The sequence below is a fragment of the Mycobacterium haemophilum DSM 44634 genome, from assembly GCF_000340435.2.
Taxonomy (GTDB): domain Bacteria; phylum Actinomycetota; class Actinomycetes; order Mycobacteriales; family Mycobacteriaceae; genus Mycobacterium; species Mycobacterium haemophilum.
Window position 1 is genome coordinate 336,734 of sequence record NZ_CP011883.2, and the last position, 14,620, is coordinate 351,353.

Sequence of the window (14,620 nt, forward strand, 5' to 3'; positions counted from 1 at the left end):
GGCCACGTCGCGCGACTGAGGAAGTAGAACCAACGCGAATTTCGTCGGGTCAGACCACGCCCGCTGAGCGGGCGAGAGCGCTGCTGGAACGGACGCTGGGTTTGCCGTTTTCACCGTGGGTAGTCATCCGGTGGCCGATTCGGTGAATCCGGCGGAGCTTGCGGCCCCGCCGGATTCACCGTCATAGCGCCCCGCGAAGTTACTTCGTGATGGCGATGCGCTGCGCCTGGCCTGCGGCCGGGTCCCTAAAGGCACCGGTGACCCGCACCGTCAATACACCGGCAGCATACGAAGCCGCGATGGCCTCGCTGGTGACGTGCGCGGGGAGCTGGAACGACCGGCGGAACGATCCGTAGCGGATCTCACGCAGGGTGCGGCCGGCGCTTCCTGCCACGTCCCCGGTGTGCTCATCGCGGTGTTCGCCGTGAATAACCAGGCGGTCACGGTCGACCTCTACGTTGACGTCTTCGTCCACGTCAACACCCGGCAGTTCGAGGCGAACCACTGCGTCGTCGCCATCCTTGACGATCTCAGCTGCCGGATTGAAGGCCGGGTTTACGCCACTGGTCACGGGCTTGAACCAGTCCACCGTGGCGGCAGGGCCGAAAAAGTCGCGCAGCCATCGTTCGGTGTCCCAGGCCGGTCGCGACCACAGTGCGAGGTTGCTCATCGACATCTCCTTACGCTTAGTTGTGAATTAGCTGTAACCGATGCCTTGCCGGCCGGCTATTTGTACAAACATGAGTCGACCACGCTTAAGTTCCATCTGAGCGTTCGCCGGCAGCGAACGGTGTCACACCCGCCGCTGTGGCGTGTGAGGACGCTGTCATACGGGCGAAACATTTCGCGATTTTGAGTTAATTTCGCCCTCTTACCCTCAAGGTCATGGCTCCAGCCGGTATGCCGCGCCGGCACGATGCGGCCCGCCACCTCATCGTGGTCGGGCATGGCATGGTGGGCCACCGGCTGGTGGAAGCGCTCCGTGCCCGCGACAGTGCTAGTGAGTCAGGCGGGTGCTGGCGAATCACCGTCCTGGCGGAGGAGGCCGATGCGGCGTACGACCGCGTTGGCCTGACCTCCTACACCGATAGCTGGGATCGCGGCCTGTTGGCGTTGCCTGGCAACGACTACGCCGGTGACGATCGGGTTCGGTTGCTGCTCAACACACGCGTCGCTGAAATCGACCGCACGACAAAATCGGTGGTCACCGTCGACGGCGAGCGGCATAGTTACGACGCACTGGTGCTGGCGACCGGGTCATACGCTTTCGTTCCGCCGGTGCCCGGCCACGATCTGCCCGAGTGTCACGTTTACCGCACACTTGACGATCTTGACGCCATTCGCGCGGGCGCCCAGTGCACGCTAGAGGCCGGACACGCAGGCGCGGGAGTCGTCATCGGTGGCGGCCTGCTGGGGCTCGAGGCCGCAAACGCGCTGCGTCAGTTTGGGTTGCAGACGCACGTCATCGAGATGATGCCGCGATTGATGGCCCAACAGATCGACGAGGCTGGTGGTGCGTTGCTGGCTCGGATGATCACCGATCTTGGGATCGCCGTGCATGTCGGAATGGGTACCGAATCGATTGAATCCGTTGAACATTCGGACGGCCTCAGGTCGCTGCGGGTGCGCCTGACCGACGGTGTGCTCATCGATGCCGGCCTGGTGATCTTCGCCGCCGGGATTCGGCCGCGCGACGAGCTGGCGGCAGCGGCGGGGTTGACGATCGCTGGTCGCGGCGGCGTGCTCACTGACTCATCCTGCCGGACAAGCGATCCGGACATCTACGCCGTCGGCGAGGTCGCCGCGATCGAGGGCCGGTGTTATGGCCTGGTTGGGCCCGGTTACACCTCCGCCGAGGTGGTAGCGGACCGGCTGCTGGACGGGACTGCGGAGTTTCCAGATGCGGACTTATCGACAAAGCTCAAACTGCTGGGTGTCGACGTGGCCAGCTTCGGTGACGCGATGGGTGCGACCGAGAACTGTCTCGAAGTTGTCATCAATGACGCGGTCAACCGGACATACGCCAAACTGGTGCTCTCCGACGACGCCAAGACCCTGCTCGGTGGGGTACTGGTCGGCGACGCTTCGTCGTACGGGGTGTTGCGGCCCATGGTCGGCAGCGAACTGCCCGGGGACCCGCTCGCCCTGATCGCGCCGGCCCAGTCGACTGGAGGCGCTCCGGCGCTGGGGGTTGGGGCGCTGCCGGATTCGGCGCAGATCTGCTCGTGCAACAACGTCACCAAGGGGGAGCTGAAGTGCGCGATTGCCGACGGCTGCGCCGATGTTCCCGCGCTCAAGGCGTGCACGGCGGCCGGGACGTCCTGTGGGTCGTGCGTGCCGCTGCTCAAGCAGCTGCTGGAAGCCGAGGGCGTGGAACAGTCTAAGGCGCTGTGCGAGCACTTCAGTCAATCGCGAGCTGAACTCTTTGAAATAATCAGTGCCACCAAAATCCGCACCTTCTCCGGCCTGCTGGCGCGCTTCGGCCGCGGAAAGGGTTGCGACATCTGCAAACCCGTGGTCGCCTCCATCCTGGCTTCGACCGGGTCGGACCACATTCTCGACGGCGAACAAGCGTCACTCCAGGACTCCAACGACCACTTCCTGGCCAACATTCAGCGCAACGGCAGTTACTCCGTGGTGCCGCGGGTCCCCGGCGGTGACATCAAGCCGGAGCATCTGATTTTGATTGGGCAGATCGCGCAAGACTTCGGGCTCTACACCAAAATCACTGGCGGCCAGCGGATCGACCTGCTCGGAGCCCGCGTGGACCAGCTGCCGCAGATTTGGAAGCGGCTGGTGGACGGTGGCATGGAATCCGGCCACGCCTACGGCAAGGCGGTGCGTACGGTGAAGAGCTGCGTGGGCAGCGACTGGTGCCGCTATGGTCAGCAGGATTCGGTGCAGCTGGCCATCGACCTGGAATTGCGCTACCGGGGTTTACGGGCCCCGCACAAGATTAAGCTGGGCGTCTCGGGTTGCGCGCGGGAGTGTGCCGAGGCCCGCAGCAAGGACGTGGGCGTCATCGCCACTGAGAAGGGCTGGAACCTTTACGTAGGCGGCAACGGTGGTATGACGCCTAAGCACGCTCAGCTGCTGGCCAGTGATTTGGACACCGAAACGCTGATCCGCTACATCGACCGGTTCCTGATGTACTACATCCGAACCGCCGACCGACTGCAACGCACCGCCCCATGGATCGAATCGCTGCAGGGCGGGCTGGATCACGTGCGCGAGGTTGTGTGCGACGACGCGCTGGGCCTCGCCGAGGAATTCGAGGCCGCGATGGAGCGCCATGTGCAGAACTACAAGTGCGAATGGAAGGGCGTGCTGCAGGATCCAGACAAGCTGTCGCGGTTCGTCTCCTTCGTCAACGCTCCAGATGCCGTTGACACGACCGTGGCATTCACTGAGCGCGCCGGGCGCAAAGTTCCTGTGCCCATTGGCATGCCGAGTGTTCCAACGGGTCGCGAATGAAATCAGGAGGAACTGTGACGCTTATTGACGATATACAGGTGTGGACGACCGCCTGTGCATATGACCACCTCATTCCTGGCCGTGGTGTCGGTGTGCTGCTTGATGACGGCACCCAGGCGGCGTTGTTCCGGCTGGACGACGGGTCGGTGCATGCAATCGGCAACGTCGACCCGTTTTCTGGGGCAGCGGTGATCTCACGCGGGATCGTCGGCGACCGCGGGGGTCGCGCGACGGTCCAATCGCCGATTCTGAAGCAGGCATTCGCGCTTGACGACGGTAGTTGCCTGGACGATCCACGGTTTTCCGTGCCGGTCTACCCGGCGCGCGTCACGCCCGAAGGCCATATCCAGGTCGCCCGGGTCGCCGCCTAGCCAGCTAGCCGATATCACCGACAAGGTAGCGCTGCATCGTTGGACCGATGGCGTCGACGAGCATGTCAACTGACATGGAATGCAGCGGCTCGGAGCGTATCCGCCGGGGAAGAGGCTCGGTGGAACCTGCTCGCAATTAGTTGCGCTAGCCCTGGATGGGTGCCCAGCGGCTGGCTGACCAGATCGGCGCCACAGGCGCGGAGGTGTTCTTGAAACAGCCCGTCGGCCAGCAAATAGGAGGCGACCGCGACGCGGCCCGAACCATGGCGGCGAGCTTTCGCCCGTGCCTTTGCTACGGCCTTGTCTACCTGTGGACCTCCGGTGGCGGCAAATGCCAAGGCCACCGGCGATCGGATCGACGCAGACAGCAGCGCAGCGCTGGTCCGCAGGTCGGCGCGGGCTCTATGATCGGATGTGCCAGCCGCCGCAAGAATCACCGAATCACCATGGTGCCAACCGGATTTCATCAGTTGGTCGGCTACCAGTCGCGCGATCTCGCTGCTCGGCCCCAAAGCCGGGGTAACGCTGACGTTCGGGTGTCCGCTGGCCGTGACATGAGCTGGCAGATCGGTGCGGACGTGGTATCCGCGGGACAAAAACGCCGGCACCACGATGGCGGGGCGGTCGGTGGCCGTCGGCTGAGTAGGTGGCGAAAACGCGGAAAGCACCTCGCTTGGTGTGGGGCCCAATACGTCGACAAACGCCACCTGCACCGTACCGCCGACCAGCGCGCTCACCTGGGCCGCAAGTTTTCCGATCATCGCAACACCACCCGGTTTGCGGGTGCCGTGTGCCGCCAGAATGAGATTCATCGGACACCTGTTGGGGTGTCGATCGCGAGCCGGTAACCACGTTTGACCACCGTGGTGACAATGTTCTTGTCGCCCAAGGCTGTTCGGAGTCGAAGCATAGCTGTGTCGACCGCGTGCGGGTCGTTGCTCTGTCCGGGCAGTACGCGTAACAAGTCACTGCGCGCGACCACATCGCCCGGGCGTTGGGCCAGCGCTCGCAGTGTTGACATCGCGGCCCCCGACAGCGACTTGACCGAGCCGTCTACCAGCACGCAGGCGCCGCGGATTTCGATCACGTGGCCGGCCGCAGTGATGGTGGTCGACCGCAGCGGCGGTAACTGCTGGGCGATGTGTCGAGCCAGTGCTCCCAACCGCATTCGCTCCGGCGATGACGTCGGGATACCCATCCGGATCAACGGCTGGGCGGTGACCGGGCCCACGCACATCGCGTGTACATCGGTGCGCAGTGCTTGCAGCAGCTTATCCTCGATGTCCAATTCGCGGCTGCGTTCCAACGTCGCTGCTGCTGCGGGTGCCGAGGTAAAGCTAACCGCGTCGAACTGCCGTCGGGCAATTGATTTGACCAGCTGGTCGAAGTCGCCGCCGACTGGGGCTGGCTTCCATCGGTATACGTGGATGGGCACCACGTCGGCGCCCGCTGCGCGCAACTCATCGAGAAAATCGGGAAATGGGTCCCAAGCCGCCGCTGCGCCGTGCAGCTGGATGGCGACACACTTAGCGGATACACCGGCTTCGAGCAGGTATTTCAACACCTCGCGCGACGATTCGGATTTCGGTGACCACTCCTCATGTAGGCCCGCGGCGCGTAACGCTCCGGTCGCCTTCGGTCCACGGGCCACTATCCGGGTGCTGGACAGCGATGCAATCAGCTGGTTTGCCAGGCCCCAGCCGTCGGCTGCCGCAACCCAGCCGCGAAAACCGATACCGGTGTGCGCCACCAAGATGTCGGGCGGTTTGGCGATCAAAGCCGTTGTGTTGCTGTGTAGTTCATCATCGTCGGGCAGGGCGATGATGTTGATCGCCGGGGCACTGCAGACAGCTGCGCCATGGCGGCGTAGTAACGCACATAGTTCTTCGGCGCGGTTGGCCGACGTCACCGCAATCCGGTAGCCGGTCAGCGGCGCTGAGTCTGGCAGGCCCATACGACCTGTGTATTCCTAAGAGGTTTCGGCCGCGTTACCGAGCAATTGCTGACGCATTGCCCAGTGCTGCGGCGGTGATCACCCACGAGCAAGCTCAGCTGGGGTTTCGACGCCGGAGACACCGTCGGCCGAGGTCGGCCGCCGAACATACAGCGTCCAAGTCAGTCGCGGTGCCGCCCCTAAGGGAGGACTCGCGACGTGCCAAGTTGATTTCTAGTCCAAAGAAAATGTAGGGCGGAGCGATATCCGCGGACCGAGCACCCCACTAAATTTGGGTCCCAATTCATCGTCGATTTATCAGATCAGGCCGCTGCGCGACACATAAACGGTTGCGACGACCCGCCGGGCGGATTCAAGCGAGCTATGCTGGCCCTATACATAAGCCAACGCCGCTGGCGACGTAGTTTCTGACCCGGTATGCGCGGCGGCTGGCAGCGGTCGGCGCACATATATCGCCCAGGTCAGCACCGACGCGGCCACGTAGAACAACATGAACACCCAGAACGCCGATGTCGCCGTGCCACTGTTCAGGTAGGACTGCCGCAAAGCCAGATTGACGCCGACGCCGCCGATCGCGCCGATCGCGCCGGCAAGGCCAATCAGTGCGCCAGACATCGAACGTGACCACAGCCGCCGCTCGGCTTCAGTCACCGATAGCGAGCGGCTGCGTGCTTCGAAAATCGACGGAATCATCTTGTATACCGAACCATTGCCGACGCCAGACAAAATGAACAGTGCGACGAATCCGGTGACGTAGCCGATCATCGCGGCGGCGGGAGCTGGTCCGGCGGCATGATCGCCGAAAGTGCTTGTGCTGGCCAGCATTCCGGAGGCTAGAATCATCGAACAGAAGGCGGCGAGGGTGACCCGCCCACCTCCGACGCGGTCGGCGAGCCGGCCGCCGTAGATGCGGGATAGTGAACCCAATAGTGGCCCCAAAAAAGCGATTTGGGCCGCGTGCAGCGAAGCCTGCGCCGTGCCTTGACCGCTGGCAATGAAGTTGATCTGCAACACTTGGCCAAATGCGAACGAGAACCCGATGAATGAGCCGAAGGTGCCGATGTAGAGCAGCGCGATCACCCAGGTATGCGGCTCGGCGAGCACCGCCCGCAGCGTGCCCATCTCGATGCGGTACTGCTGCAGATTGTCCATGTAGCGCGCCGCGCCGATTCCGGTGACCGCCAGCAACACCAGATATACCGCACACACCCAGTAGGGCTGTTGGTCGCCGACCGTCGCGATCACCAACAGGCCCACCAGCTGGATCACCGGCACCCCGAGGTTGCCACCGCCGGCGTTGAGCGCCAGCGCCCAGCCCTTGAGTCGCTGCGGAAAAAACGCGTTGATGTTCGTCATGGAGGAGGCGAAGTTGCCGCCACCGAAGCCGGCAAAGGCCGCGCACACCAGGTACGGCCACAGCGGCAGACCGGGATTGGCTAGCAGTAGCAGTGTGCCGACGGTGGGGATTAACAGCATCACCGCGGAGAATATGGTCCAGTTACGCCCGCCGAACCTTGCGGTGGCAAAAGTGTAGGGGAATCGCAGGCACCCTCCGACTAGGGTCGCGGTGGCGCCTAGCAGGAACTTATCGCCTGCCGAAAGGCCATACACGGACGTGGGCATGAACAGCACCATCACCGACCAGATGGACCAGATCGAGAACCCGACATGTTCGGCGGCGATCGACCAGATCAGGTTGCGACGGGCGATGCTTTTGTTGCCGGCCTCCCAGGCCACAGTGTCTTCGGGATCCCAATTCGTTAGCAGGTGTGAACGGCCCATAGACATTCCCCGCGGCTCCTACCGTGACCTTTGCTCGTGATCACGCTAGAAATCCTTTGTTGCCTGGGCGCTGCCGCCAGTGACCCCGGTGTGTGAATTTCGGCTCACCACCGTAGTCCTGACGCAGTGAGCGGCGTGTGGACCAGATGAGGTACGCAGGCTGCGGTGCGTGTCTCAGTCAATCCGCGTGGCGTGCACCGCCATCATCGGCAGGTGTACCGAGTCGGCACTGGGTAGCGACTCACCACACGTCGCCGGCGCGCCAATCGCACATCAGCTCCGCGGAGGTATCCAGGTTGATGCCGACCGGCAGGACGAACACCGATCCGTCGTCATCGGGCGTACGGGTCGCACCGGTGGGAGCCAGCACCGACGTCGGGCCGCGCCAGGGCAACCAACCGCGCGACATGTACACGCTGCGGGCGCGGGCCGAGGAACTCAAGGCCCCGAGTTGATAGGCGCCGCGCATCACCTGCTCGACGGCGTCCAGCAGCGCGTGCACCAGCCCTTGGCCCCGGCAGTCCTCCCGTACCGCGACACCTTCGAGGTAACCGCAACGCAGCGCGTTGCCACGGTAGAGCAGTCGCCGCTGAACGACCGCGGCGTGCGCAATGATCGCGCCGTGCCGCCAGATCAGGGCGTGCATCCCGCCCAGGGTGTGTTCCCAGTCGGTCTCGTCGAAGTTGCCGGCGAAGGCGTCGGTGACCATCTGATGGATGCGGTGGCGTGTCTCGCCGTCGAGATCGGCGGTATGAACCAGGCGCGCGGTATGTACCTGAGGGTGCACAGTCCCTGTTTACCAGGCTTGGCTACCGGGCTGGTGCTACGAGAACGGCCAGTCCCGAGGAGCTGACCGCCGCCGCGCCGATGGCGAAGATCGGGGCCGTGCCCAGTGCAGGCGCACCTGCTGGCCAGGCCGCACCTGAGCGAGCTTGTCGATGTCCTCATCGATCACCACGCCTGCGCCTCGGGTGGTGCCTTCGCTGGGCAGCTGACGGTCCGGTGATGGCGGCCACGGGGGCTTGGTCGAGTTCGGGGTAGTGGTCGGTGTGGTCGCCGATCGGCAACTCGTCACCGGCCTGTAGTGGTGACGGCTCGATTGCGGACAAAACGTCGTAGCTGCGTGAACCCAGTACCGGGGTGACGCAGATGCCGCCGCGCACCGCTAGATACGTCCGTTGAATGCTATTGGTGCCGAACATAATACCGTTTGGCCTTTGGGCTGGAGTCGGCGCCCGTCACCGCGACATCGACGTCGCCGCCGCAAACTCGAACCGAGAAACCACCGAACGTCACTTCGACGGTGGCGCGGTGGTCGGGGTTGGCGACCACCGGTTGGCCAGCTTGTGCGAGCGGCGGTCGGCGGTTCCGGACCGACCGACGCCGAAGTGGGCCAGCCCGGCCCGGCCGAGGTCCTGAACGACGGCAAGTGGGCCGGTACGCAGGATCTCCAGCCTGATTGCCGGGTTCGTCATGGTGGCTCCCTCCGATCCCGTTACGCGGCGCGGAACTGAACCCACATGCCCTGCGTCAGCAGCGCGGGATTGGGCCGGTTGGTGTCCCACAGCACCGCGTCGGTGTGGCCGATGAGTTGCCAGCCGCCGGGCGACTGCCGTGGATATATCGCGCTGAATTCGTCGGCGAGGGCGACCGAACCGGACGGCACCGAGGTCCGCGGATCGCGCCGGCGTGGCACCCGCAGTCGTGGATCGCCGTTGACCAGATATACGAAACCTGGTGCGAAGCCGTTGAATCCGACTCGCCACGGAGTGCTGGTATGGGCGGTGATGACCTGCGCGGTTGTCAGCCCGGTAGTGCTGGCAACCGCGGCGAGGTCCGGGCCGTCGTAGACGACGTCGATCACCACATCGGCGCCGCGCCCGGCCGGCGCAGTCGCCTCCGGGGTGACCCGCAGCTTGCGTAGCCGCTGACGGGTGACCCCTTGGTCGCGGGGTCCGTCGAGCTTCACCAGCACGGTGCGGGCGCCCGGGACGATGTCGACCACACCGGGCAGTGCCGCCGCACGCAACGCAGCCACCCACGCCAATACCTCAGCGGTGTTACCGCATTGCAGCATCAGCGCTTGATCGCCGTAGTCGAGAACGTTATCGGCCACGACCAAACCCTGAGATATGTCTTGCGCATGGTCGCTGGTCAAGCCCGTCACGCTCATTCTTCGACGGTAACGCCGGAATCGGGGTAGGAGTGAGGGAATGGGGAGGGAATTTTGGAGCACTGCCAGGGGTGCCTTAGCAAACGCTCAAAGACAGGTAAGCTAGCCGGGTCTAACCCAGGATCTTGCCGATTTGCGGCGGCAGTTGGTCGGCGACCAGCGGGTAGCTCAGCGTCGACGAAAAGGCGATCGCGCCGGCCTGGTCCTTGGTGGTGAAAATGTGGCGGTTTTGTGCGGTCGCTTGCGATGCCGCCACGTCGGGGTCGGCCAGCAGCGCCTTTTGGTCATCCGGACCCTCGGTCAACCAGATCACCACGTCAGCGGAATCGAGCACAGCTTTGATGTGATCGCGTGGGATGACGGCGCGGTGATCGTCGCCGAACGGTTTGATGCTGTCGGCGATGACCAAACCCATCTCATTGAGGAAGTCGGTCCGCCAGCCCGCGATGGTTGCGACCACAGTGCCATGCCACAAGGTGCCCTCCATCAACAACACCTTCTTGCCCTGCCATCGCGGATTCTGCTGGGCAATGTCGGTGAACCGCTTATCGACGGCCTCGATCAGCGACTTCATGTGGTCGGCCGCAAACACCGCTTGGCCGATCGCGGTGGCCTGATCCTTCCACGGCTCGAAGAACGCGTCGCCATCCGACTGCGGGACGGTCGGGGCGATCGCCGACAGCTTCTGATACGTGTCGGCGTCCACGCCGGCATTGATCGCCACGATTAGGTCGGGCTTGAGTCCAGCGATCTGGTCGATCGGAATACCGTTATCCAGGTTCAACACCACGGGTTGCGCTGCGCCGAGTTTGGGTTGGGCCCACGGCCACACTGCGAACGGCTGATCGCCGAACCAGTTGGTTACCGCGATGGGCACCGTCCCCACTGCGAGCAGGTCGTCTTGCTCGGTGTAACCGGCACTCACAACTCGCTTGGGCGGTTCTTTGATGACGGTTTGACCGAAAAGGTGGGTGATTGTCACCGCTCCGCCGCCAGGGGTCCCTGGCGGCCGTTCGGGTGACGAGCAACCGCCGGCGGCCAGCAGCCCTGCGGCCCCGGCGAGCTGCAGGAACCCGCGCCGATCCCATCCGTCTCGCATCGCGTGAGAGTATCGCGTGGCGGGCTCACAGCTGCACCGACAAACAGCGCGACTAGGTCGAGTCATGGTGTCCCGCTTCGTGGTTCCACGACGTTTTCGGCTTGTAGTCCTGCCACGGGCTGTAATCGGCGATCAGCTCGTCCTGAGGTGGGCGCTGGTCGATCGGCACATGCTGCAGGTTGATCCGGATCCGATACCAGATCGAACTCGGCCCGCGCATGCCGTCGACGAGGACATCGGCCGGCTGCAACCGGGCGACCGCGGCGGGATAGCGGTCACGCCAGACGTCCAGCGCAGCCATTGCCTCGTCCTTGGTCTTGGTGCGGGCTATCTCGATAAGTGGCATCGACGATTGGCGCCGGCCGCTGCCAGGGCCTGCAGTTTTTCCAGACGCTTTGGGCGCCTTCTCTGGGGGACCCATTTCTTCGGCCAGCATCAGCAGTCGGTCAAGCCCCCCGATCGTGTCGTTAATACCTGCCCACGGGTCACCGATTTCGGCGAACCGATCGGGCACGGTGGCGATGGTGAACGCCTCGGGCTTGCAACCGGCGACCTCGTCCCAATGCAGCGGCGTCGACACCCGGGCGTCTGGGGTAGCGCGCACCGAGTAGGCCGACGCGACGGTGCGGTCTTTGGCGTTCTGGTTGAAGTCGACGAACACGCCCTGCCGTTCTTCCTTCCACCACCGGCTGGTGGCGGCATCAGGTACCCGCCGCTCGATCTCGCGAGCAACGGTCTGAGCCGCGAGCCGTACCTGGGCGAACCGCCACTGCGGGGCGATCCGGGCGTAGAGGTGAAATCCCCGCGACCCGGAAGTCTTCGGCCACGCCACCAGGCCGTAGTCCTCCAGCACCTCCCGGGCCACCAGCGCGACCTCGATGATCCGTTGCCAGGCGACCCCGGGCATCGGATCCAGGTCGATGCGCAGCTCGTCGGGATGATCGAGGTCTGCGGCCAGCACCGGATGCGGGTTGAGATCGACGCATCCCAGGTTGACCACCCAGGCCAGGCCGGCGGCGTCATGGATGACGGCCTCGGCAGCTGAAGTACCCGACGCGTAGCGCAGTTCGGCAACGTCGACCCAATGCGGTCGGTTCGTGGGCGCACGCTTCTGGAAAACCGCCTCTTCGGAGATGCCTTTGACGAAGCGTTTCAGGATCATCGGTCGACCTGCCACGCCGCGCAGCGCACCTTCGGCGACGGCCAGGTAATAGCGCACTAGGTCAAGCTTGGTGTAGGGCTTCGTGTCGCCTCGTCGGTCGAAGATGATTTTGTCCGGATGCGTGATGGCAACCTGATGTCCGGCCACTTCCAGAGACACCGGACCGGTCATGGCAGTTCATGGTAATTCCGGATTCTTTTGCCGCCACTGGTCTAGCTACGTCACATATTGTGTGCTCATGCCTAACCTCCCTGGCCTGCCTGGGCAGACCGTGACCAAGCTTCAGCACTACCTTGAGCGCGGCGCCGCCGAGGCGCATTACCTGCGCAGCATCTTCGAATCCGGCGCGCTCGGGTTCGAGCTGCCGTTGACCTACGCCGCGATGGCCGCTGATATGCGAAAGTGGGGAGATCTCGCCATGCTGCCGGCGATGCACGCTAGGCGCTCTCCGCACCGCGCGGCGCTCATTGACGAAGACGGGACACTGACCTACAAGGAGCTCGACAAGGCCGCCCACGCGTTGGCCAACGGGCTGATTGCCAAGGGTGTCCGCGGCGGGGACGGCATCGCCATCCTGGCACGCAACCACCGTTGGTTTGTCATCGCGAACTACGGCTGTGCGCGGGTAGGCGCCCGCATTATTTTGCTCAACAGCGAATTCTCCGGCCCGCAAATCAAAGAGGTGTCCGAGCGCGAAGGCGCCAAGGTGATCATCTACGACGACGAATACACCAAGGCCGTCAGCTTGGCCGAGCCGTCGCTGGGCAAGTTGCGGGCGCTCGGCGTCAACCCCGACGAATCCGAGCCGTCGGGCAGTACCGACGAGACACTGGCGGAGTTGATCGCCCGCAGCAGCAGCGCGCCCGCCCCGAAGGTGCGTAAGCGCGCCTCGATCATCATCCTGACCAGCGGGACGACCGGCACCCCTAAGGGAGCCAACCGCAATACCCCCGCGACGCTGGCGCCGCTCGGCGGCGTCTTGTCGAAGGTCCCGTTCAGGGCCCACGAGGTGACGTCGCTGCCGGCGCCGATGTTCCACGCGCTGGGCTATCTGCACGCCACGCTGGCGATGTTCCTGGGCTCCACGCTGGTGCTGCGGCGCCGGTTCAAGCCCGCGACAGCGCTCGAAGACATCGAAAAGCACCAGGCGACAGCCATAGTGGTGGTTCCGGTCATGCTGTCGCGGATCCTCGACACGCTCGAGAAAATGGAGACCAAGCCCGATCTGTCCAGCCTGCGGGTGGTGTTCGTATCCGGATCGCAGTTGGGCGCCGAACTGGCCACCCGCGCGCTCGACGACCTCGGCCCCGTCATCTACAACATGTACGGCTCGACCGAGATCGCGTTCGCCACGATCGCGGGACCTAAGGACCTGCAAATCAACTCGGCGACAGTTGGTCCGGTGGTTAAGGGCGTGAAGGTCAAGATCCTTGACGACAGCGGCAAAGAAGTGCCGCGCGGCCAGGTCGGCCGGATTTTCGTCGGGAACGCCTTCCCATTCGAGGGCTACACCGGCGGCGGCGGCAAGCAGATCATTGACGGCCTGTTGTCGTCGGGCGACGTCGGCTACTTCGACGAGCACGGCTTGCTGTACGTCAGTGGCCGTGACGATGAGATGATCGTTTCCGGCGGCGAGAACGTGTTTCCTGCCGAAGTCGAGGATTTGATCAGCGGGCATCCCGACGTGGTGGAGGCCACCGCGATCGGTGTCGACGACAAGGAGTGGGGCGCTCGACTGCGCGCCTTCGTTGTCAAGAAGCAGGACGCCACCATTGACGAGGACGCAATCAAAACCTATGTCCGCGACCACCTGGCCCGCTACAAGGTGCCGCGGGAAGTGATCTTTCTCGACGAGCTACCGCGTAACCCCACCGGTAAGGTCCTCAAGCGCGAGTTACGCGATTTCGAGGTTCGTTAACGGCAATCTCGGGGCCTCCCTTACGGTTACCGGCGGGCCTGAATGGTGCGCGTGACTTGGGCGGAGAGCTTGGGGTCGGTCAGGAGTTGCTCGATCAGTGCGGTAAAGACCTCTTGTCCCGTGACGCGGGCGACGCCGAGGCGGTCGGCGGCTTGTTGCTGCCAGAGGTCGAGGGCTCGGTGTGTCGCGAGTGAGAGGTCAACAGTTCGTCGTGTTCGCTGCTCGCGTGTTGGTTGAGCGGTCTCTCGTCCGAGACCGGTGAGGCGCTGGGTCGGTCCTGTCTCTCCGGGTCTGGGTGGCGTGGCGACCCTCGGGTGCGCGCGGAACCCTCCGACGCTGGGTTCGTTGTGGCCGGGTACGGCACTCATTGCGACGACCCCCTCTGGGGTGCAAATCAGTAGATCTGGGTATCAGTATGCGCTTCGTTGATGAAGTCCCTCGATTGGATATCACCGTTGCGGAATTCTTGAGGTGCAGGGGCCCGGGGGCTGGCGGTCGCGCCTGATCGCCTTTGATCGCCGAGAGGATAGCCGCGGCGGCCTGGATGTGACCCAGGCATCACTTAATCGAGCTTTGCTACCGCTCTGATAGTAATGCGGGACTTCGGTCAATCATGATCCAACTATTTGGGTCAAAGTCATTAAATGTAAAAATCCGTATTTACTTAGTTAAGTGGATCAGTAAATG

Annotated in this window: 12 protein-coding genes and 2 pseudogenes; 3 read left to right on the forward strand and 11 right to left on the reverse strand. The window is 63.9% G+C overall.

Annotated elements, in window-relative coordinates:
* Nucleotides 1–199: 199 nt before the first annotated feature.
* Nucleotides 200–670 carry an Hsp20/alpha crystallin family protein gene (locus B586_RS01550; protein ID WP_047317035.1) on the reverse strand — a complete coding sequence of 157 codons (471 nt, stop codon included), beginning with the start codon at nucleotides 668–670 and terminating at the stop codon, nucleotides 200–202.
* A 215-nt stretch (nucleotides 671–885) separates the two neighbouring features.
* Between B586_RS01550 and nirB the strand changes: the two genes are divergently transcribed.
* Nucleotides 886–3,474 carry a nitrite reductase large subunit NirB gene (nirB, locus tag B586_RS01555; protein ID WP_211141554.1) on the forward strand — a complete coding sequence of 863 codons (2,589 nt, stop codon included), beginning with the start codon at nucleotides 886–888 and terminating at the stop codon, nucleotides 3,472–3,474.
* Nucleotides 3,475–3,488: 14 nt separating this feature from the next.
* Nucleotides 3,489–3,845: a nitrite reductase small subunit NirD gene (gene nirD, locus B586_RS01560; protein WP_047315934.1), complete on the forward strand. Its 357-nt coding sequence runs from the start codon at nucleotides 3,489–3,491 to the stop codon at nucleotides 3,843–3,845.
* Between the two features lie 4 nt (nucleotides 3,846–3,849).
* On the opposite strand, the pseudogene B586_RS21740 reads toward nirD, so the two are convergent.
* The 9 genes and pseudogenes from B586_RS21740 to B586_RS01600 all read right to left on the reverse strand — a co-directional run.
* Nucleotides 3,850–3,945: pseudogene (locus tag B586_RS21740) on the reverse strand (TetR/AcrR family transcriptional regulator); the annotation flags it as partial.
* The gene (locus B586_RS01565) at nucleotides 3,911–4,657 is read right to left on the reverse strand and encodes a sirohydrochlorin chelatase (protein WP_054878890.1); all 747 of its coding nucleotides are present in this window, start codon (nucleotides 4,655–4,657) and stop codon (nucleotides 3,911–3,913) included. The gene B586_RS01565 and the pseudogene B586_RS21740, both read right to left, overlap by 35 nt.
* Nucleotides 4,654–5,799, reverse strand: coding sequence for a uroporphyrinogen-III synthase (locus B586_RS01570; protein WP_054878889.1), 1,146 nt, complete (start codon nucleotides 5,797–5,799; stop codon nucleotides 4,654–4,656). Before B586_RS01570 ends, B586_RS01565 begins: the two co-directional genes overlap by 4 nt.
* A 372-nt stretch (nucleotides 5,800–6,171) precedes the next feature.
* Nucleotides 6,172–7,581: a nitrate/nitrite transporter gene (locus tag B586_RS01575; RefSeq protein WP_054878888.1), complete on the reverse strand. Its 1,410-nt coding sequence runs from the start codon at nucleotides 7,579–7,581 to the stop codon at nucleotides 6,172–6,174.
* A 241-nt stretch (nucleotides 7,582–7,822) separates the two neighbouring features.
* Complete coding sequence (locus B586_RS01580) at nucleotides 7,823–8,368, reverse strand: GNAT family N-acetyltransferase (RefSeq protein ID WP_047315891.1); 546 nt, start codon at nucleotides 8,366–8,368, stop codon at nucleotides 7,823–7,825.
* Between the two features lie 36 nt (nucleotides 8,369–8,404).
* Nucleotides 8,405–9,056: pseudogene (locus tag B586_RS01585) on the reverse strand (5-oxoprolinase subunit C family protein).
* A gap of 20 nt (nucleotides 9,057–9,076) precedes the next feature.
* A complete protein-coding gene (locus tag B586_RS01590; protein ID WP_054878887.1) occupies nucleotides 9,077–9,754 on the reverse strand; it encodes a 5-oxoprolinase subunit B family protein in 678 nt (225 codons plus the stop codon).
* A gap of 112 nt (nucleotides 9,755–9,866) precedes the next feature.
* Nucleotides 9,867–10,853, reverse strand: a complete 987-nt coding sequence (locus B586_RS01595; protein WP_054878886.1) for an ABC transporter substrate-binding protein — start codon at nucleotides 10,851–10,853, stop codon at nucleotides 9,867–9,869.
* Nucleotides 10,854–10,905: 52 nt separating this feature from the next.
* Nucleotides 10,906–12,186, reverse strand: a complete 1,281-nt coding sequence (locus B586_RS01600) for a DNA polymerase domain-containing protein (protein WP_054878885.1) — start codon at nucleotides 12,184–12,186, stop codon at nucleotides 10,906–10,908.
* Nucleotides 12,187–12,253: 67 nt separating this feature from the next.
* On the opposite strand from B586_RS01600, the gene fadD2 reads away from it, so the two are divergent.
* Nucleotides 12,254–13,933, forward strand: coding sequence for a long-chain-fatty-acid--CoA ligase FadD2 (gene fadD2, locus B586_RS01605; RefSeq protein ID WP_047315935.1), 1,680 nt, complete (start codon nucleotides 12,254–12,256; stop codon nucleotides 13,931–13,933).
* 26 nt (nucleotides 13,934–13,959) lie between these two features.
* Here fadD2 and B586_RS21745 read toward each other — a convergent pair whose 3' ends face one another.
* Complete coding sequence (locus B586_RS21745) at nucleotides 13,960–14,301, reverse strand: ATPase (protein WP_082129579.1); 342 nt, start codon at nucleotides 14,299–14,301, stop codon at nucleotides 13,960–13,962.
* Nucleotides 14,302–14,620 lie beyond the last annotated feature (319 nt).